Here is a 19,435-nt window from a genome sequence, read left to right as displayed (position 1 = left end):
CCGATACGTCCTACTTGCTCTGTTTAGAGAGCAGCTCTTTTTTTAGCTTCTTTCACAAACGTATTCATGGCCTGATATAATTTTTCCTTGATTTCTTTGAGATTAGCTTGTTGTAATTCTTTATTGGCAACTAACTGTTGACCGTTCACCCAAACGGCTTCAACATTGCTAGCATTTGCTGAATAAACCAACGCTGAATAGGCATCAAAAATCGGAAACATATTAACTGATTGTGTTTCAATTAATGTTATATCCGCTTTTTTGCCCACTTCCAATGAACCGACTTGCTCCGCCAAGCCTAACGTTTTAGCGCCCCCCATCGTTGCCAGATAAACAATTTCTTTCGCAGGAAACAAGGAGCGATCTTGGTGTGCTGTCTTATGAAAATTCGCTACCATGCGCATTTGAGTGAATAAATCTAGAGTATTCCCACTACTAGGTCCATCCGTGCCTAAACCGACAATAATCCCTTGATCAAGCATTTGCTTAATCGGCGCTACGCCTTTGGCTGATTTAGTATTCGCACCGATACAATGAGCGACACGCGCTTTTCCATTAGTAGCAGCTAAACTCGCAAGATCTTCATCTGTTGCCAAAATACAATGCGCTAAAATAAACGGCTCGCTCAAATAACCCAGTTCTTCTAAGAAAGCAATTGGTGTTTTTTGATAGGCTTTTTCAAACTCAGCCATTTCATAAGTCATTTCAGCAACGTGCATGGTCACAGGAACTTGGTATCGCCGACTAAGTTCAATAATTTTTGCTAACACTTCTGGTGAGTTGGTATTCGGTGCATGCGGCGCAAGCATAGGCGTAATCAGCGGATGTCCTTGCCAGTTACGAATAAAGGTTTCCGCGTAAAAAAGACCGCCTGAAGGTTCCGGACTATCACAAGTGGGCATATCAATGATCGTCTCTCCGAGCAAAGCACGAACACTCATTTTTTCACAACTTTTAGCAATTTCATCTTCAAAATAATACATATCACAAAAGCTCGTAATACCACTCAGTAACATTTCAGCAATTGCATAATCACTACTGCATCCTACTAATTCTTTTGTCATGAATTGTTCTAATGGAAAAAGAAAACGCCGGAGTCGATCTGGCACATCGTCTCCTAACGAACGAAACGGAATCATGCCTACATGGGTATGCGTGTTAATCATCCCAGGCATTAAAATTCCATTTTGACCATCGGTTACTTGATTTGCAGCAATTTGTTTTTCATCAAGTGTGGTCATTGGTGCTAATTCCACAATTGTGTCTTCTTCAATCACTAAATAGCCGGCTTTGATTTCTGAAAATTGCTCATCCATTGTTAGTATATGCACATTTTTAATGAGTGTTTTCATGCAAAAAGACTCCATCCTCTGGAAAAACTAATGGATAGAAACGTTGTGACTTCGTATCCATCATCCCAAAATCTGTCACTTTAATGGCTGGCGAGACAGGCAACGATAGTGTGGAAAAGGACATGATTTCATTCATATTTTGATAGCCCAACGTTTGCATAGCGTGTCGGACTTTTTGCAAAGCAGCGCCTAATTGTTCAATCGGTGCTTGCGATAAAATCCCACCAATTGGTAAAGGACAAGTTGCCATCACTTGCTGATCCGAAGCAACCAAATAGCCGCCTTGCATCGCTAATAATTCATTTTGCGCTAACAAAATATCCTCAATCGTATTGCCCATTACCATTAAATTATGATGATCATGGGCCCAGGTTGTCGCAATGGCTCCTTTCTCGGAAAGGGTTTGATCCATTAAAGAAAAAGAAATATTGCCGTTTTTTCCGTAACGTTCCATCACAATTAATAAGGCACAGTTGGCTTTTTGCCATTGCAACAATCCATTTTCAACAGGAATTTCTTTTGTAATTCGCTCTGTAAATGTGCCAATTTCTTGTTTTTGAATCACATTACAACGAACTGTATCCTTTGTTGTAGCCACTTTTAAAAGTAAATCTTCTTTTGTTAACTTTTTACATTGGATAGTTTGTTGGTATGCGGCTGGAAACTCTTCAATTTTTTCTGGATAATGAAAGGGCTCGCCTTTTTCAAAAACGACCTTCCCAGATTTATAAACTGTATCAATATCAAAATTTTCTAAGTCATTTAATAACAAAAAGTCAGCTTTTTTACCAGGTGCAATTTCACCACGATCATGGAGACCCATTCGTTTGGCCGGCGTATAAGTTGTCATATAAATGGCTTTTTCGATAGGCAACCCTGCTTGAACGGCTTTTTTGACATTTTCATTTAGATGACCTTTTAGCAAATCATCGGCCATCACATCATCCGTGATAATACTTGCATAATTGTAGAAGTCGTTGTCTACTATTACCTGAATATTTTCAGGAGTGATTGATTTATTTTGAAATTGAATAAAGACGCCCGCTTCAATTTTTTCTTTTAACATTTTAGGAAATTGATGGGTATGATCTGAAGTGATACCGCTATATAGAAAATCTGCTAACTCTTGATCTTCGATTTTAGGACAGTGGCCTTCTAAAGGCATGGTTGGTCGTTGTTTTTGGCACAAATCGATAATTTGACGAATTAAAGAATCTGGCTCATAGGAAATCCCTTTAAAATTCATGGCTTCCCCTAAACAAATCACTTTTGGCTCTTTGAGTAATTCTGCTACTTCTGCTAAGCCGATCATCCCACCAGTTGTTTCTAATTCTGGGGTTGTTGAAGGAACCGAGGAAGGAATTGCGTGAAAGATATCCAGTTCTGTTTCAGCGGCCATAAAAGCTTTTAAGCCTTCTAAGCCAAATACGTTAGCCATTTCATGGGCATCGGCAATCACCGTTGTCACACCGTAACGTACTACTGCTTTGGAAAAAATAGTAGGTGTCGTCATGGAACTTTCAATATGCATGTGTGCATCAATTAAGCCGGGAATCATCCATTGATTCTCGGCATTAATTGTTTTTTGGGGCTGCAAATTGACGTTCTCTTCTTCATAAATGTAATAAAATTTATCATTTTTAATCGCAACATTTCGTTGAACGAATGTTTGAGTGACTGTTTGATACAGCCATACATTTTTTAGTAATACATCGACGTTCATTTTGTCCCTCTTTTCTAAAACTATTGATTCATCGTCCGATTCCATTGATCAATCCAATCCGCTAGTTGACTATTAATAAAATTAAAATCGACTGTTTTGGCACGTTCGGCAATGGCACCGTATGTTTTATTTTTCGCTTCTTTTTCGCTTAGCGTTACTTGTTGATTTGTAGGTCCTTCATTTAATGAAATCGCTTTGGCCTTTTGTGATTCTTCACTAATCCGTGCGTTAACAAATTTAAAGGCGGTTTCTTTGTTTTGTGCTTTTTTAGGAATATTGACTGTATTATAGTTGGCATACGTGCCGCTTTCTGGAACGACATACGTCACGTTTTCTGCTGCGCCTTGAATAATATCAACCGCAAAATCAGCAACCACAGCTGCTTCAATTTCACCAGATTGGAACATATTAGCTAAATCTGACGATTTTGAATACGTTTTAACAACGTTTGGTTTTAATTCTTTCATCGCTTCAAAAGCGGCCTTCCCGTTATCTTTTGTAATATCTTGACCAGCATGTTCACTAGCAACGTATAACATTAAAGGACCTGCCGTCGTGGAAACGTCTGGAACAGAAATTTTACCTTTCAAATCAGCTGACCATAAGTCATCCCAGTTCTTAATTTCTTTGCCTAATTTTTCTTTGTTGTAAACAATCCCGATACTGTTTACAGCGATTGGTACGCCAGCACCACTTTCAAAAACCTCTTTTGCTCCCGGCGTTAACTGACTTAAATTAGGTACTTCTTTTTCTGTAATTTTTTCAAATAACCCTTCTTTTCCACCTTGTGCTGCATTTGCTTGTGCTAATTCAATGACATCAATTCCCGCATTGGGATTATTTTTTAATTTCGTAAAGCGGTCTGCGCTATTGCCTACTTCTAAGGTAACTTTCGCTTCATTCTCTTTTTCAAATGGAGCGATAATGTCTTTTTTGACAATATCTTCACTTAATCCGAAAGTTGAAATGACTAAAGCATTACTTCCACCTTTGCTCTCGCTTTTCGTAGTTGCTTCGCTGTTTCCACAAGCAGTCATTAATAACGTTGCAGCGACTAATGTCCCTAAAATTACGCGTTTTTTCATTTTTAAATCTTCCTCCAAAATGGTTTTTATTTTTCTAAAATAACTAATTTCTCAGCTGGAAAAGCCAAGTGAATGGTTTCGTTTGTTTCATATAACTGTTCACTTGTTCCGTTAACCAGCAATGTACCTAACGCTGTTTCCACTTCATATTGATAGCTTTTCCCTAAAAATGTTCGGACAGCGACAGTCCCTGCGACAGTATTAGTAGCAGGTTCTGAAACAATCTCAATGTCCTCTGGACGAATCGTTGCCACCGTCGTTGTAACATTTGGTTCAGGATTAGTCGTTTTCACTATTTGATTTGTTTGTGTCCGATAATGACCAGCTTCCATTTTTTCGACAGAGAAAAAGTTTTCAAAACCGATAAATTCAGCGACAAACTTAGTACGAGGCAAACGATAGATCGTTTCTGGTGAATCATATTGTTCAATCACGCCATTATTCATAATGGCCACTTTATCTGAAATAGAAAAACATTCTTCTTGGTCATGTGTGACAAAAACTGTCGTAATGCCTAATTGTTGTTGAATCCGTTTGATTTCAATCCGCATTGCCACTCGTAATTTTGCATCTAAATTACTTAACGGTTCATCTAATAATAATAGTTTAGGTTCAATAATCAGAGCACGTGCTAGCGCAACCCGCTGTCTTTGGCCACCAGATAATTGTTTTGGATAACGGTCACCCAAGCTTTCTAAACCACATACTTTTAGCATTTCCGTGACTTTTTGGTCCATGGTTTGTTTGCTTTCTTTGCGTAATTTCAACCCAAAAGCGACATTTTCTGCAATCGTTAAATGAGGGAATAGCGCATAGCTTTGAAAAACCATTCCGAAGTTTCTTTTATGGACAGGAACCTTTGTTAGTTCTTCTTGGTCAACGAAAAACTGTCCGTCGTTTGGCTTAATTAATCCAGCAATCACTCTTAGCGTGGTCGTTTTACCACAACCACTCGGTCCTAATAAAGAAACTAACTCTCCTTTTTCCATTGAAATATTTAAATCTTTTAAAATATCTTGTTTTCCGTCATAGCTGACGCGAATATCTTTTAAATCCACAAAAGTCAAAATTTTCTCCTCTTTCTATCTCGTGCTTCTTCCATGTTTTAGGCAATGGAAGCTAGTCCCAACGTTTTTTCAATTAAAAACATTAAGCCCATTGTTAGTAGCATCAACAATACAGAAATTGCTGAAACAGTTGGATCATAATTGTATTCCATATAACTTAATAAAGAAGTAGGCAGCATCGTCACACCGGGACCTGATAAAAACATCGATACAGGAACATTGTTAAACGAATTGACAAATGCTAACATAAAGGCTGCAAAAATTCCTGAAGACACATTGGGTAAAACAATTTGAATAAAGGCTCGTAATCTTGTACAACCTAATGTCCAAGCCACTTCTTCCATTGAATAATCCAGTTGTTCCATACTTGACCCAACCACTCGAATAATATAAGGCAAACTAATTAAAAAATGCCCCATTAATAATCCTTGAAAAACAGGCAAACCTAATTTAATAACAATATATTGAAATAACGTATACCCGACCACAATTCCTGGAATCACAGTTGGGGATAAGAAAAAGCTTTTAATAAAGTTGCGCCCACGAACGGAATAACGTGCCAGCGCATAGGAAGCCGGAATCCCTACTATTAATGCTAAAACAGTCGCTAATACCCCAATCAACAAGCTTAACTTAAAACTGTCCATAAACGTTTCTGATTGTAAGGCTTTGGCATACCAATCTAAAGTAAATCCTTTAATCGGAAATTGAATCGCTGCGGCTGTTCCAAAAGAAGTCACCACAATCAAACATAATGGTAAAAATAAAAACAGAAAAACTAGAATTGCAATAACAGATAGTCCTTTTTGCTTACGCATGATTTGCTTCTCTCCGATCTACTTTCTTAGCGACCATGTCTAGGCCTTTCATCACAATTAATGTTGTTAAAATCATAATAAATGCAAGAACACTCGCCGATTGCCAATCACCTAAAGTATTAGCCTTTTGATATAAGAAGGTCGACATCATCATTTTTTGGTTACCACCTAACAGCTGTGGCGTCGTATAAGCCGTTAAGGTTCCTGTAAACACTAATATACTTCCTACGATGGTGCCTGGAATTGATAAAGGTAAAACAATTTTCCGAAAAGCCGTCATTGGATTGGCGCCTAGCGTCTCAGCCGCTTCTAGCATTTCTCCTTCAATGTTTTCCATAACCCCAACTAAGGTCATAATCATTGTTGGTAAAAATAAATACACTGAACCGATAATAATTGCAAATTCTGTATACAATAAATTCAGCGGTTGCTCAATTAAGCCTGTTTTTAATAACAACGTATTCACTACACCATTTTTTCCTAAAATGTTAATCCAAGCAAAACTTCGAATAACTGAGTTAGTCAATAGTGGAAACAAGGTCATAGCCATTAAAAAGCCACGCCATTTTTTGGAAACTCCAGCAATAAAGTACGCCGTTGGAATGCCCAACACAATTGAAATACCTGTCACAATTAACGAAACTCTTATCGTTCGCCAGAAAATTGAAACATTATAGTCATCTTTAAAAAAAGTAACATACTGATTTAGCGTCAAGCCATGATCAGTAAAAATGGTTGGCAAAATGCTAGTAATTAATGGAATCATTAAGAAAAATAATAATAGTACTAGCCCTGGTGCCACAATTAAATAAGGAACATTTTTGTTCATTCGTACACTCCTCGTTCGTTTTTTCACTTCATCAGTATACGCAAGGAAAACGTATATTTCAACACATTTTCATCTTTTTGTTCGTTTTTAAACCCGAACGTTCGTATGTTTTTTCAAAAAAGGCTATCAAAAAATAAAACACGAACATTAAACAAAAAAACACAAACAAGGCTGTTTGTGTTTTTTGTCAACTTTTTTATTTATCACTTAATTTTCTTGGAACGTTTGGTCCTTTTCCACCATTTTCACTATAATACCATCTTGATATACCTGATAATATCCGAACAATTCGTTGTCTTTCGAAACACTATTCTTTTCAGATATAATTTGAACAACATAACTTCCTTTATTTGACTGCTTAAACGTATAATGAAACGCCGAGTCATTCGTTGGTATCCCTAAACCATTTTGTAAAAATTCAATCGCTTCCTGTTTAGTATAAGATTCTGCTTCTAATTGCGTGCCTAAATGCGGATTTTTTTGATCAACAAATTGTCTTACTTTGTCATTATTAGCAGACTTTTCTATAACGACTTCCTGTTGCGAATTCCTACTTCCTGAACAGCCAGATAATACAAATAAAATCATCAACAACCCCAAACACTTACTCAAAATTTTCTCCCCCTCTCCATTTTGATTAGTGATACGTGATGATTTCTTTTATATTTTAGCATGCTTGATATAACGAATTGTGCTCAAAAAAGACAGGATCAACAAGTAAAAATTGTCGACTCATCTTTCTCTACTAATATTGAACACTATCTGTCTCAATATTTTCGAATTCCCTGTAAATTACTGATAAATAAAAACAGCTCCTTTTGCGTATACTTATATTATCAGCACCTAAAGGAGGAACTCTCTTGAAGCAAAAAAATCTACTCACTTATCAATCACTTGCAGCCTTGTTGCTAGTATTCAGTCTCTTTAGTTTTGACCCATCGGTTTCTTTTGCCACCCGTTCTGGAAAAACGCCTGTTTCAGTTGAACTAGAACTTGGAGGGCTGCCTGGCGATGAATCGGTTGACGATGCCATTGATCCTGATTTAGAAAATCCTAACACTAGTTTTGACTTGCTCTTCATTCCGAAAGAATTTACTTTTGAAACCCAAGCGATTTCTGGTGATTTAACCGCAGTTCCTATCCGGCCTTCTGCAGGCAATACTCATACAATGAGACACTTTGGGATGGGGGATGTTCGCGGAGCCTTAACTGGTTGGCATGTCACTGCTGAAATCCCACACATGCGAAACGAAGCTCATTCTTTACTAGGCATCATTACGTTTCAATTAACAGGCGGCTATGCCCGCTATGACAAAACGTTACGGCGTTTCTTTATGACAAATACAATGTACGGACTGGATTTTTCAGAAGATCCTGCCGCACCCGACTTCCCGACCAACCCAATTATTATCGGCAACGGTGCGACTTTAATGAGTAACGCTGGTGATAGAAAAGGACAAGGAATGTGGAGCGGCCGCATGACCGATATTTCTCTTGCAATTCAAACCCCTGTTTCACAATTATTTCCTGGCGCATATACAGGTTCGATTATCTGGAATTTAATCTCTGGACCTGCATAAAATAAAAAAACGCTTAGAAAACTAGCGGAATCACTACTCTTCTAAGCGTTTTTTATATCATAAGAACTATTTGCTCCTTCTATTTGTCTAAGCATGCTTTACCGCTTTTCATTTAACGAATCACTTGACCCCAGCGGTAATCAAACTGATACTCTTGATCGCCATTATTCAGGTTAATTTTGTATAAATAACGCGGGACTTTAATGAATAACGCATCCGCTACTTGAAAAGCTACAATAGGTACATTTTCTTTAGTTAAAAGCAACGGTGTTTGCCACTCGTATGTTTTTTTCTGCCAATTGTATAAGCCAACTATGGCTTGATTACTTTGTCTTTTCTTGTATGACAGGACATAATAATTTGCTTCATCTTTCTTGCCTAATAAGACTGGTGCTATTAGTTGCTCTTCTAGTTTTCCTTGCACAGTTGCACGTTCTTCCGATGACAGATCTTGACCAATTTGACTCTCATTTGAATCTACCGTCCATTTAGGCGCTTCTTGTGTTTGAAAGACTTTTTTGAAGGTTGGGTCTTGTTTTAACTGCCAATTTTCCAAATCTAATTGATAATATCGATTGTTTAATCCATAAATATAGAGATAGCGATTATCCATAAAACGATAATCAACGAAATCAGAGCTCAAATAGTCTTTTAATTCAGGGAATTTCTTCACTAAATCCGCTTCGGAAAACTGTTTTTTCCCTGTTTTTGTATCTAGTAAATAAATGGCCTCGTCATCAGCATTATTCAAGACCACATATTGATCTGTTTGACCAATTAAATAATCACGCCAACCTATACGTTTACTCCACATTCGTTTGCCCGTCTTACTATTAACAGAAATCACTTGGAACAATGAATTACTGGTGCTAATGCCATTTGTTCGTCCATTTGGAATAATCATTCGCTCAATTGAAGTTAAGCCTTTCGTTTTTTCAGAATAAAACGTCGCGCTTTTCTCTTCAATCGTTACTGAACGAAACATTCCGAAAAAGATTAAACCAGCAAAATGTACCACTGCAAGATAAACCAACAAAATTAACACATATGGAACCAGTCTCCTTGTACTCCGCCTTCTTATTAAGGAAATAATCAAAATACCACTAATTACTATAAAAATAATTGCTACAATGATGACAAAAATGTCATGATAGAGCCAACCAGATAATTGCCAACTTCTATAAAGTATGTCCATTACGCCTTCCTTTCCAAAAGTTATTTACTTATTATAAAAAGGATACTATTTATTATTGAAAAATAACAACAAAAAGCGACGAACAGCAATAAACCCATCCAAGTTGACTCACTGGGTCAACTTGGATGGGCGAGGATAAATCTGCCTTGTTATTCAGTTATTCCGCTTCTTCAATTGCGGACAAAGCTTTTGCAATATCAATTTCTTTATTCCGATAATCAGCATCATGAACTGGAAAATGCTGCCGCAATTCTGCTGTTTCCATCCACGAAACAGTCCCTTGTTTAATGCCAAAATCAAGAATGTGCCCACCAAATTGGTGATCCTCACTGATAAAGTGCAAATGAAACCCTGCGGCAGAGGCACCATGAAATAATTTAGGTGTAAAGAACCCTACAACTGTTCCCTGAATATTCTCCGCTGTAAATTCAGGTTGATTGCGTGCTGCTTCTACAAATGGTGGATACGGTTTTTCTTGTTTAGGTGCCACACGGACATGCATATTCGCAAAAAGACCGCTAATTTTAATTGCCGCAAAAAAATTAGGACTAATTTTTTCTAAAATTTGTGCTTTAATATTTTCATCGGTTTCCGTTGATACAGGGAATGCGCCATCTTCTTGAAAACGAGTAACTGCGGCATATGGCGTTAATTCTTCGCCTTCTAGAATAGTAATTTCGCCAGTTTGATTCGCATGATACAATGTACCGTCCAATAAAATAATTTCGCCATTTGAGCCTTCTAATGTCCCAATTCCAAAATCACCTTGCTTGAGTAACGTGCCAATTTCTGCCGTTCCTGCCATCAAACTTTCCATTAAACCGCCTAGCGTACCATGTTGATAAACATATTGTTCGCTCATTTTTCCATCTCCTAATAAAGTTGATCTGGTAACAATGTTTTACCTAATTCTTGATTATCTGAATAATCCACAGGAACATCAATAATCACGGGACCTTCTGTTTGCATTCCTTCTTCTAAAGCTGCGGCAAATTCTGCTTGTGAATGAACTCGAACCCCTTTGGCTCCAAAAGCTTCAGCATATTTCACAAAATCAACTGGACCAAAATCTACGCCAGAGGATCGATTATATTTCATTTCTTCTTGGAATTTAACCATATCATAACTACCATCATTCCAAATAATATGCACAATATTTTGCTTTAAACGAACCGCTGTTTCTAATTCTTGCGCTGAAAATAGGAAACCGCCGTCCCCAGAAACAGAGATAATTTGAGTATTCGGACGAACCAGCGCGGCCGAGATTGCCCAAGGCAAAGCGACACCTAATGTTTGCATGCCATTACTAAATAATAAATGACGCGGTTCATAACTTCTAAAGTGGCGAGCCATCCAAATGTAGTGACTCCCTACATCAACAGTAACTGTCATTTCATTCGTGGTTTTTTCTTGAAGCGTTTGAACAATTTCTAATGGATGTAATCGATTTTCAATTGTACTGGTTTTTACTTCTTTAATCGTTAATTTTTCTTGAAGCGTTTCTAAATAATCTTGAGCATCTTCTGTTAATATTGGCTCACTAAATGCTTCTGATAATTTCAAAATATTTTTAGACATATCACCAATTAGCTCTTCTTCAGGTTGCATATATTGGTCAATTTCCATTTGAACTTCATCAATGACAATAACGCGTGCATCTTTTTCTGCGTTCCAATTACGTGCTTCATATTCAATTGGATCATAACCAATCGCAATCACTAAATCACTTCTTTTTAACAAACGGTCCCCAGGTTGGTTTCGAAATAAACCAACACGCCCAAAGAAATGTTCTTCTAATTCTTTTGAAATAATTCCTGCTCCTTGGAACGTTTCCACGACTGGCAAACCAGTTATAGCAACCAATTCACGAATGGCTGCGGTAACTTTTCGTGCAGAAGCCCGCATTCCTAAAAGTAAAACAGGTAACTTCGCTTGCTTGATTCGTTCAGCTAAAGCTGCGATCGTTTCTGCTGATGCATGGCCCAGTTTCGGAGCCGACAAAGGCTTAATTGCTTCGCCTGTCACCGGACTATCGGTGACATCTTGTGGAATCGATAAGAATGTTGCACCTTTTTTCGCTGTTTTGGCGATGCGGTAAGCATTGGCAATATTTTCAGATAATGTTTCTGGATCTTGAATTTCTGTACTGAATTTTGTTATTGGACTAAATAATGCAGCATTATTCATGCTTTGGTGAGTTAATTTTGACAAATCGGACCGTTTCACCTGTCCAGCCAATGCTAAAACAGGGTCCCCTTCTGCAGTCGCAGTTACTAAGCCAGTTGCTAAATTGCTGGCACCAGGTCCACTAGTTGCAATAACTAAGCCAGGCTCTCCCGTCAAACGACCAATCCCCTGTGCCATAAAGGCTGCGTTTTGTTCATGTCGAGCTAAAATTAATTCTGGGCCTTTGTCAACTAATGCATCAAAAACCCCATCAATTTTTGCACCGGGAATCCCAAAAATATAGGGAACTTCGTGATTGATTAAACTTTCTACTATGATATCTGATCCTTTTTTACTCACTGTTATACCTCCAATTAAATTCTGTACTAATTACAAATACAAAAATACCACTAAAATTCTAATTAATCAACAATGAAACACCTCGAAAACGTGTAATATACTAATTCGCATATTTTAATAGAATTGGGATATTTCAAAAAATTAAGCCAAAATAATCCAAAATATCTTAAAGTTTTATAGTCTTTCAACAATTATTATATACTTCTTCACTAAAAATTAGTAAGATTAACCTATAAGAAAAAATCACAATCTGTGATAAATTATTGGAGGAAAAATATGTCAAAAGGGAAGAAAATTTTTGCCATTATCTTTGGAATTATTTTGGTTCTGTTTCTTGCAGTTGTTGGAATGGGGGCAAAACTTTATTGGGATGTTTCTAAGTCAATGGATAAAACCTATGAAACAGTGGAACGATCTAAAAAAAGTCAGGTCAATTTAAACAATAAGGAGCCTTTTTCTGTTTTATTATTAGGGATTGATACAGGCGATGATGGGCGTGTCGAGCAAGGTCGTTCGGATACAACAATTGTTGCAACGGTTAATCCTCGTGACAAGCAAACAACCTTAGTCAGTCTTGCTCGCGATACCTATGTGGATATTCCAGGTCAAGGAAAACAAGATAAATTGAATCACGCCTATGCTTTTGGTGGTGCATCATTAGCGATGGATACAGTTGAAAACTATTTAAACATCCCTATCAATCATTATGTTTCAATTAATATGGCTGGTTTAAAAGAATTAGTCAATGCGGTTGGCGGAATTGAAGTGAATAATAATCTGACTTTTTCTCAAGACGGATATGATTTTACGATTGGTAAAATTTCATTAGATGGTGAACAAGCACTCTCCTATTCAAGAATGCGTTACGAAGACCCTAATGGTGACTACGGCCGCCAAGAACGTCAAAGAAAAGTGATTGAAGGCATTGTCCAAAAAATCTTAAGTCTTAATAGCGTGAGCAACTATCAAGAAATTTTAACAGCTGTTTCTGATAATATGAAGACAGATTTAAGTTTTGATGACATGAAAAAAATTGCCTTAGATTATCGCAGTGCCTTTGGTAAAGTGAAACAAGACCAACTTCAAGGGACTGGTTTTATGCAAGACGGTGTTTCCTACCAACGTGTGGATGAACAAGAATTAAATCGTGTTCAACAAGAATTAAAAAATCAATTGAATAACTAAGTAAAAGCATGTACCAGACAATAAAATACGTCTGATACATGCTTTTAAAATCTTAAATCCAACTATCCTTACTCAAAAATCAATTCGTTGTATTTTCCAATGATTTATTCCATATAACACTAGTATGCTTACTAAACAATAAAATAATTCATTCATCGTTCCTGAACCCATTCCTAAAAATGTTAAAATGTAAAAAGGAGACTGCAAAAGAATGCCCAATCCGATGGTTGATGCTCCAATATTTATTAATATAGGAACAATCATCATCAAAACTAAATTAAAGGTCGTTAAAGCCACTCCCTGTATATGAAAGAAAAAATACACCGTTATAGCTAAAACTAAGTAGAACAACGGCAACAATACATAAGAAGCTAATAGAACAGTCAACACTTTCCATGAAATAGCTACTGAAAGAACCATACTTAAAAGAGCACAAACACCGATTAATAAAAATCCTGCTAACAAGCCCAAACATAGTCCACAAATCAACAGCGAGAACAAATAAAGATGGCGACCTTGCCTCGTTTTAAAATAATAATCACTAATTCGTGAGCCTTGATCGTCAACAGCAAAGGACACTACTAAAATTGGTAATAGCAAACTGTTAATAAAATTCATCGAACTAATATAATCATTTACATCAAATGTATCGCCAAAAAAATAATTTAAAAATGGTGGGACTAACCCTAAAATGGCAAACATCATGAGATAGCTAACAGAAAATCGAAAAATTCTGCGCCGAATATCTTGTTTTAAAACAGCTGTTACTTTCATCTCTTACTCCCCTTCTGCTAATGAAAAATAAACGTCCTCTAAATTTAGCGCATGCTTTTTCATTTCTAGTGGAATGACGTCGTTTAAAACCAACTCTTTTAGGAATAATGGATAATCTGCTTCCGAAATTAACCAACGATGATTTCTTTGTTCTACCCCCTCAAAAAGAGCGCTAATTTCACTTACTTTGTCTTCGTTTTCTTCATTAAAGGTAAATTGATAGACTGATGCTTCTTTTCCTAAAGTGACGTCTTGAATAATTGCTCCATTTTTAATAAAATACGCTCGATCGCACAACTTATCTAGATCTCCTAAAATATGACTGGAAATAATAATCCCGATATGTAACTCTTTTGCTAAGTACTTTAGTGTCTGAATGGTCGCTTGTACGCCATCTGGATCTAAACCATTCATTGGTTCATCTAAAATAAGCAACTCATTTTTGTTAATTAAAGCTAGCGCCATTCCCAAGCGCTGTTTCATGCCTAAAGAAAAATCTTTGACTTTCTTTTTCCCGTAACTTTTCATATCAAATAGTGATTCTACGTAATCAACTGAATAACTCTCTTTTGAAAGAGCACGAAAATAATTAAGATTCTCTCTTGCTGTTCTATTGGGAAAATATTTAGGTCCATCAATTAAAACACCAATCCGTTCTTGAGCAATGACTTTACCTTGAAAATTAACAATTAACCCACTCATAATTTTCATTGTAGTTGTTTTGCCTGCACCATTTGGACCAATTAAACCTACAATTTCACCTGGTTCTACAGTAATTGAAATATCTGTTAGAATTTCTTTTTTATTAATGGTTTTTGAAATATTTTCTAATTGCATTAGCAACACTCCTTAACTACAATTTTTTTCAGCCTTTAGTTCGTAATAGCAAAACAAGCCAATCCCTATTAATTTAACACTAATTACTACCATACCAAATGCAACCATTACTATCCGCTCCTTTCTATGCTTTCAATTACTAGCATAGCAAGAAAAGTAGTCATTTTTTAGTGTAAAAAAATCCGCTATTTGGAAAAAAAATAAAAGAAACAACGCCGTCAATTATTTTTCAGCGCTGTTTCTAAACCTCCTAAGATTGTCTGTTAGCCAATGGCGCTTTTGCAAGTAAACAAAATTAATCGTAGTCAATATGTTATTAAGTTAAAAAGTAACGCTCGCTAAAGAGAGGCTTTATTTATCATTACAATGAGTTATTTTATAAAGAATTTTCTCTAAATTTCGCCAGTTGCGTTCTGTTGGGATATTTTTCATTAATAGTAAAGCCGTTCCTTTTGTATCAAAATAATAGTTAGAAATCACTAAATCGACTTCTGATGCATCTGCTTCATAATCATAAAAAGCCATGGGATAAGCTTTGCCAAAATAATTTTTTATTTTATTCATCAACCATAATCGATGAGTATGATGTAAATCGTCTGCAATTAAAATCTTAATGGGCGTCAGTTTCTTTAGTAGCAAATCATAATAATCTAAAACATAGTAATAGTTTAAGAAAAGTTGTTCCCAATTTTTTAAAATCTCTTGTAGCTCTTTTGTTGCTTGTTCTTGTAAGTCTTGGCGAAATGTCTCCATCAGTTGGGCTATTTCCATATTTTGTCTTTTAATTTCATTAATATAAGACTGATTGAAAAACAAATCCGTATTACCGAAAAAGAATTGACTTCGCTCATGGAAGGCCACAAAGTTAAAAATCAATTCAGAATCTGACAAATCCAATTGAAATTGATAGTCTTTTCGCGTAACATTATTTAGTAGCAATACGGCTTGGTATGACACAGTATGATGCAACTTATGTGCTAATGCATGACTAACTTCATAACGAGGATTGCCATCAATTACCCCAAACGAACAGATGATTCGATATAAAAAATAAATTTCTTCTTCAGGTAACGATAAATTACAATTTTGCAGCCACATTTTTACTAACGGAAAGGCTTTATCCGAATCCGCTACCTGTTTAATTTCATCTAAAAATTCCACTCTTTTTTGTGGTGCACGTTCTAATACAATTGCTAGCCAATAAGAAAAAATTCGTTTGGGTAAACGTAACAACTTAATATCGTATACCTCTTCAAATTGTTCAATATATCGTTCAATTAAGTTTTCAGAAATCATAAATGGCCAGTCACCTGTGTGTGAAGATTGCCAATAAAAATAATAGTAAAAAGAACGAATCACACTTTCTTCATTCTCTAGTTCTAATGAGAATGTATGGAAGGTCATTTGATATCTTTTGAAATATTTTACTAATAATTTAGCGTAACGAAAAACAGTTGAGACACTTGTAAATTGTGCCTCTGCATAGTCCTCTAAATTTCTCTCTGGGTATTTGTACATATAATCAATCAAATTGAAGTTATAAGATTGACGATAGTAATGCAAGTAAATATTATAGATAGGAAAATTAGCATCTTTATACATATAAAATCGTTGATTATTTTCATTTTTCAGTACGATTTCCCCATTAAATTGTTTGAAAATTTCAGATAATTCTTCTACATATAACAGTATAGATTTGGAAGAAACATTTAATAAGTCTTTTAAATCCGTAATAGTTCGCCACTTATTTTTTTCTAAGAGATAATTAAATAGGCGAATTTTCTTTTGAGAAGATTTAGTTAAAAATGTATGCACTCTATTAACCTCCTGTATTCTTAAATTTTAATAAATAACTTAGTCATAATAATTATACGACTTTCTTTTTATAAGAGGTAAATTTTTGCCCAAAAAAACAGGTGCTAAAGAAATTCCTTAGCACCTGTGCTTGATTTCAATTGATTTAATTATTAAGTCATGTTTAATGGAAATTTTTTCTAGCTTTAAATAGGGGCATCTTCTAAGTTCCAAACTAATTGACCTTGATAGCTACCCGCGACATCGCTTGGAACTAAAGTTAATTCAAGTGTATTTTCTAAATTCAACATTTGACTTCCACTGCCACTAGCAATAGTTTGTTCGACGTCATTAATCGGTGTCCGTTTGCCCTCTTTAATAAAGCTTAAACCTTTTGACAATGTTTGATTATTTTGATTTTTCATCATTTGTTGCATTTTAACTTTGACTTTCCATTGACTTTTATCTAACTGGCTTTCATCAGTGATAATCAGTTCCGTTTTCTGTGGTAACTTGACATAACTATCTTTTACAGGGATTTCTTGTTGTCCAAAAGAAAGAACGTCAGGTAATTTTAATTGCGGCCCCTTTTCCAGAGTGAGTATCTTTTTTTCATTATTTGAAACTTGTCCAGTTTCATTCATTGCATAAAATTCAACTTCTTGTTCAAGCCAATTATCTGGTATCTTCATTTTCACTTGATCGTCAACAGTCTCTGGTGCAGTTGGATACTCTTTTACTAATTGTTCCTCTCCACCGAAACGTGCCATTACGCGAACCGTTTTTCCTGCTTCGTGTTTTAAAGAATACGCCACCTCAGCTTCTTTAGTAAAGCGAGAAACCGGTATTGCCTCTCCTGAATTTTTCAATTGAAATTCCAAATTTTTACGATACCGATGAACGATTGTTTGTTCTTCTTGTTGAAACGTTCCTTGATCTTGTTCCACTGGATTTTTCACTGGATAATATCCAGGTATTTCTGGATACTCAGATGATACATCAAATGCTTGTGTTAAAATACCCGGCTGAGTCATTGGCTCTTTCAATGGTTGATCATTTTCGTCGACAAAAAGAAGATTCACCTTGCTGTTATAATTCACTTTCAACATGCCTTCGGTCGCTTGATTAAACGCTTTATCTCTGTTGGTGGCCTTTGTTTGGATTGTATAAGGTAATGCCAGATTTCCTTCTGTGTCAATAAAACGATTATCGACTGCTGGAGCACCTTCACGCCATTTCACGGCTACTGTATAAAGTAAAGTCGTGGCATTTAATCGGCTATCTTGTGGTTGTAAGGCAGTCAACACTAATTCCTCACCTTGCATCTCTTGTGAGAACAAAGCCGTGACATCTTCACCATTAAAGTTTTGAATGTTGATACCACCTAGCTCGTATTGCTGTGATTGTAAGAGATTTGTTAAGTTAAAACGTACTTCTAAATTGCTTAATTTACGATCATCTGCAACATTCGGCATGATTTGTTGGGCCTTTAGTTCACTAACAGGTTGCGGTTTCTCTAACATTAAAGAATTTGCCAGAGCCCCGCCAAACTCAGGTTTTGCCACAAAGTCTGTACGATAAGGAATTTCTAATGGCTGATTATTATTCCAATTTCGATAAATAAACGTTAATTTTTCTTTTGGTCGAGTTAAAATTTGTAGCTGTTGCTTTTGACTGTTGATGGCATCGGTTTCTGTTTCATTATGATAAGTTACCCAATAACCACCACTTTCATCATTCCATGTTCTAGAAAAAATATTGGTTGGATTGTATGCATAAAGCAAGTCCAATGGGAAAAATATACCAAAATAGTATTTTTTGCTTAAATCATAGGTATTGAAAGAGGTTTTTATTTGTATCGGTTGATTTTCTTCATCAAAAAATTCATACGTCACTTTCACATCTCCAAGAAGAGATAATGTTAAGAAACGCTCTTTTTCAAAAAAGATTGTTCCCCCTGCACGACTTGACAAATTTTTCAACATTGAAACTTTAACGCTGACTTTTTTGCCTTGATACCACCCCACATTACGAATCATGGCACTACCTGCAGGAGAATTTTCATCAACTGTCAATTGACTACTGTTCGCATTGCCTTCAAGTGGAATAACTTCTGTTTCTGCTCCTGATTGCATGACAAAAGTATGGGAAGTCGGTGTATAGACACCTGGCAAGGCCTTAAAGTAACCATAATCAGACAATTTTGTATTATTTGAAATTTTCTTGACTAACTCAGTTGCTTCACCGATTTGCGGTCCTAAAGCTAACCCAATCAACGTGATTATAAAAACAAATGAGGTTTTAGCGATCTTATTCATCTGCTTTCCATCCTTTCTTTCGTCTTCGGGCCACTACAAACAGGATGATACTTATAAGAAGTAAACCGATAGTTAGTAACTCCAATTGCTGTTTTTCTCCCGTATTGGGTAAAAGTTGATTGATTAATCCCTTATCAGAGTTAATCGTTTCTTGCTTGGGTTGTTTGGCTTCATTAACTGGCGTTATTTTTTCAAAAGGCACTACCTGATCTTTATAATTTTTTTGATAAAACGTAATGCCTACTTCTGAATCTACTTGCTGCGCATGTACATTATTAGGACTTGCTAAAAAAACGAATACTAGCATAAACACAAGATACCCACTTCTTTTTTTCATTTTAAAGCCTCCCTA

17 protein-coding genes are annotated in these 19,435 nt (G+C 36.1%); 2 read left to right on the top strand and 15 right to left on the bottom strand.

Annotation, left to right across the window (positions count from 1 at the left end; all coding sequences use genetic code 11):
• Positions 1-23: 23 nt before the first annotated feature.
• From IGI87_RS05755 to IGI87_RS05725, 7 genes are all read right to left on the bottom strand, one after another.
• Positions 24-1,352, bottom strand: coding sequence for an amidohydrolase (locus tag IGI87_RS05755; RefSeq protein WP_113793860.1), 1,329 nt, complete (start codon positions 1,350-1,352; stop codon positions 24-26).
• Complete coding sequence (locus IGI87_RS05750) at positions 1,336-3,120, bottom strand: adenine deaminase (RefSeq protein WP_438736441.1); 1,785 nt, start codon at positions 3,118-3,120, stop codon at positions 1,336-1,338. The genes IGI87_RS05755 and IGI87_RS05750 overlap by 17 nt, the downstream gene beginning before the upstream one ends.
• Positions 3,096-4,160, bottom strand: coding sequence for an ABC transporter substrate-binding protein (locus tag IGI87_RS05745; RefSeq protein WP_438736440.1), 1,065 nt, complete (start codon positions 4,158-4,160; stop codon positions 3,096-3,098). Before IGI87_RS05745 ends, IGI87_RS05750 begins: the two co-directional genes overlap by 25 nt.
• Before the next feature lie 26 nt (positions 4,161-4,186).
• Positions 4,187-5,227: an ABC transporter ATP-binding protein gene (locus tag IGI87_RS05740; protein ID WP_010820769.1), complete on the bottom strand. Its 1,041-nt coding sequence runs from the start codon at positions 5,225-5,227 to the stop codon at positions 4,187-4,189.
• Between the two features lie 38 nt (positions 5,228-5,265).
• Entirely contained in the window at positions 5,266-6,045 is a 780-nt protein-coding gene (locus tag IGI87_RS05735; RefSeq protein ID WP_002357916.1) for an ABC transporter permease, read from the bottom strand.
• Entirely contained in the window at positions 6,038-6,874 is an 837-nt protein-coding gene (locus IGI87_RS05730; protein WP_113793857.1) for an ABC transporter permease, read from the bottom strand. The genes IGI87_RS05735 and IGI87_RS05730 overlap by 8 nt, the downstream gene beginning before the upstream one ends.
• 207 nt (positions 6,875-7,081) lie before the next feature.
• The gene (locus IGI87_RS05725) at positions 7,082-7,462 is read right to left on the bottom strand and encodes a hypothetical protein (RefSeq protein WP_280211085.1); all 381 of its coding nucleotides are present in this window, start codon (positions 7,460-7,462) and stop codon (positions 7,082-7,084) included.
• 230 nt (positions 7,463-7,692) lie between these two features.
• Here IGI87_RS05725 and IGI87_RS05720 point away from each other — a divergent pair, with 230 nt between their 5' ends.
• Complete coding sequence (locus IGI87_RS05720; protein ID WP_317095518.1) at positions 7,693-8,454, top strand: WxL domain-containing protein; 762 nt, start codon at positions 7,693-7,695, stop codon at positions 8,452-8,454.
• A gap of 112 nt (positions 8,455-8,566) precedes the next feature.
• On the opposite strand, the gene IGI87_RS05715 is transcribed toward IGI87_RS05720, so the two are convergent.
• The 3 genes from IGI87_RS05715 to alsS form a co-directional block, all read right to left on the bottom strand.
• Positions 8,567-9,649 carry a PA2928 family protein gene (locus IGI87_RS05715; protein ID WP_438736439.1) on the bottom strand — a complete coding sequence of 361 codons (1,083 nt, stop codon included), beginning with the start codon at positions 9,647-9,649 and terminating at the stop codon, positions 8,567-8,569.
• Between the two features lie 157 nt (positions 9,650-9,806).
• Positions 9,807-10,511: an acetolactate decarboxylase gene (gene budA, locus IGI87_RS05710; protein WP_104853787.1), complete on the bottom strand. Its 705-nt coding sequence runs from the start codon at positions 10,509-10,511 to the stop codon at positions 9,807-9,809.
• A gap of 11 nt (positions 10,512-10,522) precedes the next feature.
• The gene (gene alsS, locus IGI87_RS05705) at positions 10,523-12,175 is read right to left on the bottom strand and encodes an acetolactate synthase AlsS (RefSeq protein WP_002357923.1); all 1,653 of its coding nucleotides are present in this window, start codon (positions 12,173-12,175) and stop codon (positions 10,523-10,525) included.
• A gap of 276 nt (positions 12,176-12,451) precedes the next feature.
• Between alsS and IGI87_RS05700 the strand changes: the two genes are divergently transcribed.
• Positions 12,452-13,360, top strand: coding sequence for an LCP family glycopolymer transferase (locus tag IGI87_RS05700; protein WP_104853786.1), 909 nt, complete (start codon positions 12,452-12,454; stop codon positions 13,358-13,360).
• 72 nt (positions 13,361-13,432) lie between these two features.
• Here the strand turns inward: IGI87_RS05700 and IGI87_RS05695 are convergent, their stop codons facing one another.
• The 5 genes from IGI87_RS05695 to IGI87_RS05675 all read right to left on the bottom strand — a co-directional run bounded on the left by IGI87_RS05695 (position 13,433) and on the right by IGI87_RS05675 (position 19,420).
• Positions 13,433-14,134, bottom strand: coding sequence for a hypothetical protein (locus tag IGI87_RS05695; RefSeq protein WP_104853785.1), 702 nt, complete (start codon positions 14,132-14,134; stop codon positions 13,433-13,435).
• Positions 14,135-14,137: 3 nt separating this feature from the next.
• Positions 14,138-14,971 carry an ABC transporter ATP-binding protein gene (locus tag IGI87_RS05690; protein WP_104853784.1) on the bottom strand — a complete coding sequence of 278 codons (834 nt, stop codon included), beginning with the start codon at positions 14,969-14,971 and terminating at the stop codon, positions 14,138-14,140.
• Between the two features lie 351 nt (positions 14,972-15,322).
• Entirely contained in the window at positions 15,323-16,786 is a 1,464-nt protein-coding gene (locus IGI87_RS05685) for a helix-turn-helix domain-containing protein (protein WP_438736438.1), read from the bottom strand.
• A 185-nt stretch (positions 16,787-16,971) separates the two neighbouring features.
• The gene (locus tag IGI87_RS05680; protein ID WP_438736437.1) at positions 16,972-19,083 is read right to left on the bottom strand and encodes a MucBP domain-containing protein; all 2,112 of its coding nucleotides are present in this window, start codon (positions 19,081-19,083) and stop codon (positions 16,972-16,974) included.
• Positions 19,076-19,420, bottom strand: coding sequence for an LPXTG cell wall anchor domain-containing protein (locus IGI87_RS05675; protein WP_104853781.1), 345 nt, complete (start codon positions 19,418-19,420; stop codon positions 19,076-19,078). The genes IGI87_RS05680 and IGI87_RS05675 overlap by 8 nt, the downstream gene beginning before the upstream one ends.
• Positions 19,421-19,435 lie beyond the last annotated feature (15 nt).

Source organism: Enterococcus sp. DIV1444a (assembly GCF_051712125.1).
GTDB lineage: Bacteria > Bacillota > Bacilli > Lactobacillales > Enterococcaceae > Enterococcus > Enterococcus faecalis.
The sequence above is the reverse complement of the archived record's forward strand: the minus strand, read 5'-3'. Positions and strand labels throughout refer to the sequence as shown.

Coding starts and splice junctions, on each gene's coding strand:
- IGI87_RS05755 (WP_113793860.1), bottom strand. CDS start 1,352: ATGAAAACACTCATTAAAAATGTGCATATACTAACAATGGATGAGCAA.
- IGI87_RS05750 (WP_438736441.1), bottom strand. CDS start 3,120: ATGGAATCGGACGATGAATCAATAGTTTTAGAAAAGAGGGACAAAATG.
- IGI87_RS05745 (WP_438736440.1), bottom strand. CDS start 4,160: ATGAAAAAACGCGTAATTTTAGGGACATTAGTCGCTGCAACGTTATTA.
- IGI87_RS05735 (WP_002357916.1), bottom strand. CDS start 6,045: ATGCGTAAGCAAAAAGGACTATCTGTTATTGCAATTCTAGTTTTTCTG.
- IGI87_RS05730 (WP_113793857.1), bottom strand. CDS start 6,874: ATGAACAAAAATGTTCCTTATTTAATTGTGGCACCAGGGCTAGTACTA.
- IGI87_RS05725 (WP_280211085.1), bottom strand. CDS start 7,462: ATGATTTTATTTGTATTATCTGGCTGTTCAGGAAGTAGGAATTCGCAA.
- IGI87_RS05715 (WP_438736439.1), bottom strand. CDS start 9,649: ATGGACATACTTTATAGAAGTTGGCAATTATCTGGTTGGCTCTATCAT.
- budA (WP_104853787.1), bottom strand. CDS start 10,511: ATGAGCGAACAATATGTTTATCAACATGGTACGCTAGGCGGTTTAATG.
- IGI87_RS05700 (WP_104853786.1), top strand. CDS start 12,452: ATGTCAAAAGGGAAGAAAATTTTTGCCATTATCTTTGGAATTATTTTG.
- IGI87_RS05695 (WP_104853785.1), bottom strand. CDS start 14,134: ATGAAAGTAACAGCTGTTTTAAAACAAGATATTCGGCGCAGAATTTTT.
- IGI87_RS05690 (WP_104853784.1), bottom strand. CDS start 14,971: ATGCAATTAGAAAATATTTCAAAAACCATTAATAAAAAAGAAATTCTA.
- IGI87_RS05680 (WP_438736437.1), bottom strand. CDS start 19,083: ATGAATAAGATCGCTAAAACCTCATTTGTTTTTATAATCACGTTGATT.
- IGI87_RS05675 (WP_104853781.1), bottom strand. CDS start 19,420: ATGAAAAAAAGAAGTGGGTATCTTGTGTTTATGCTAGTATTCGTTTTT.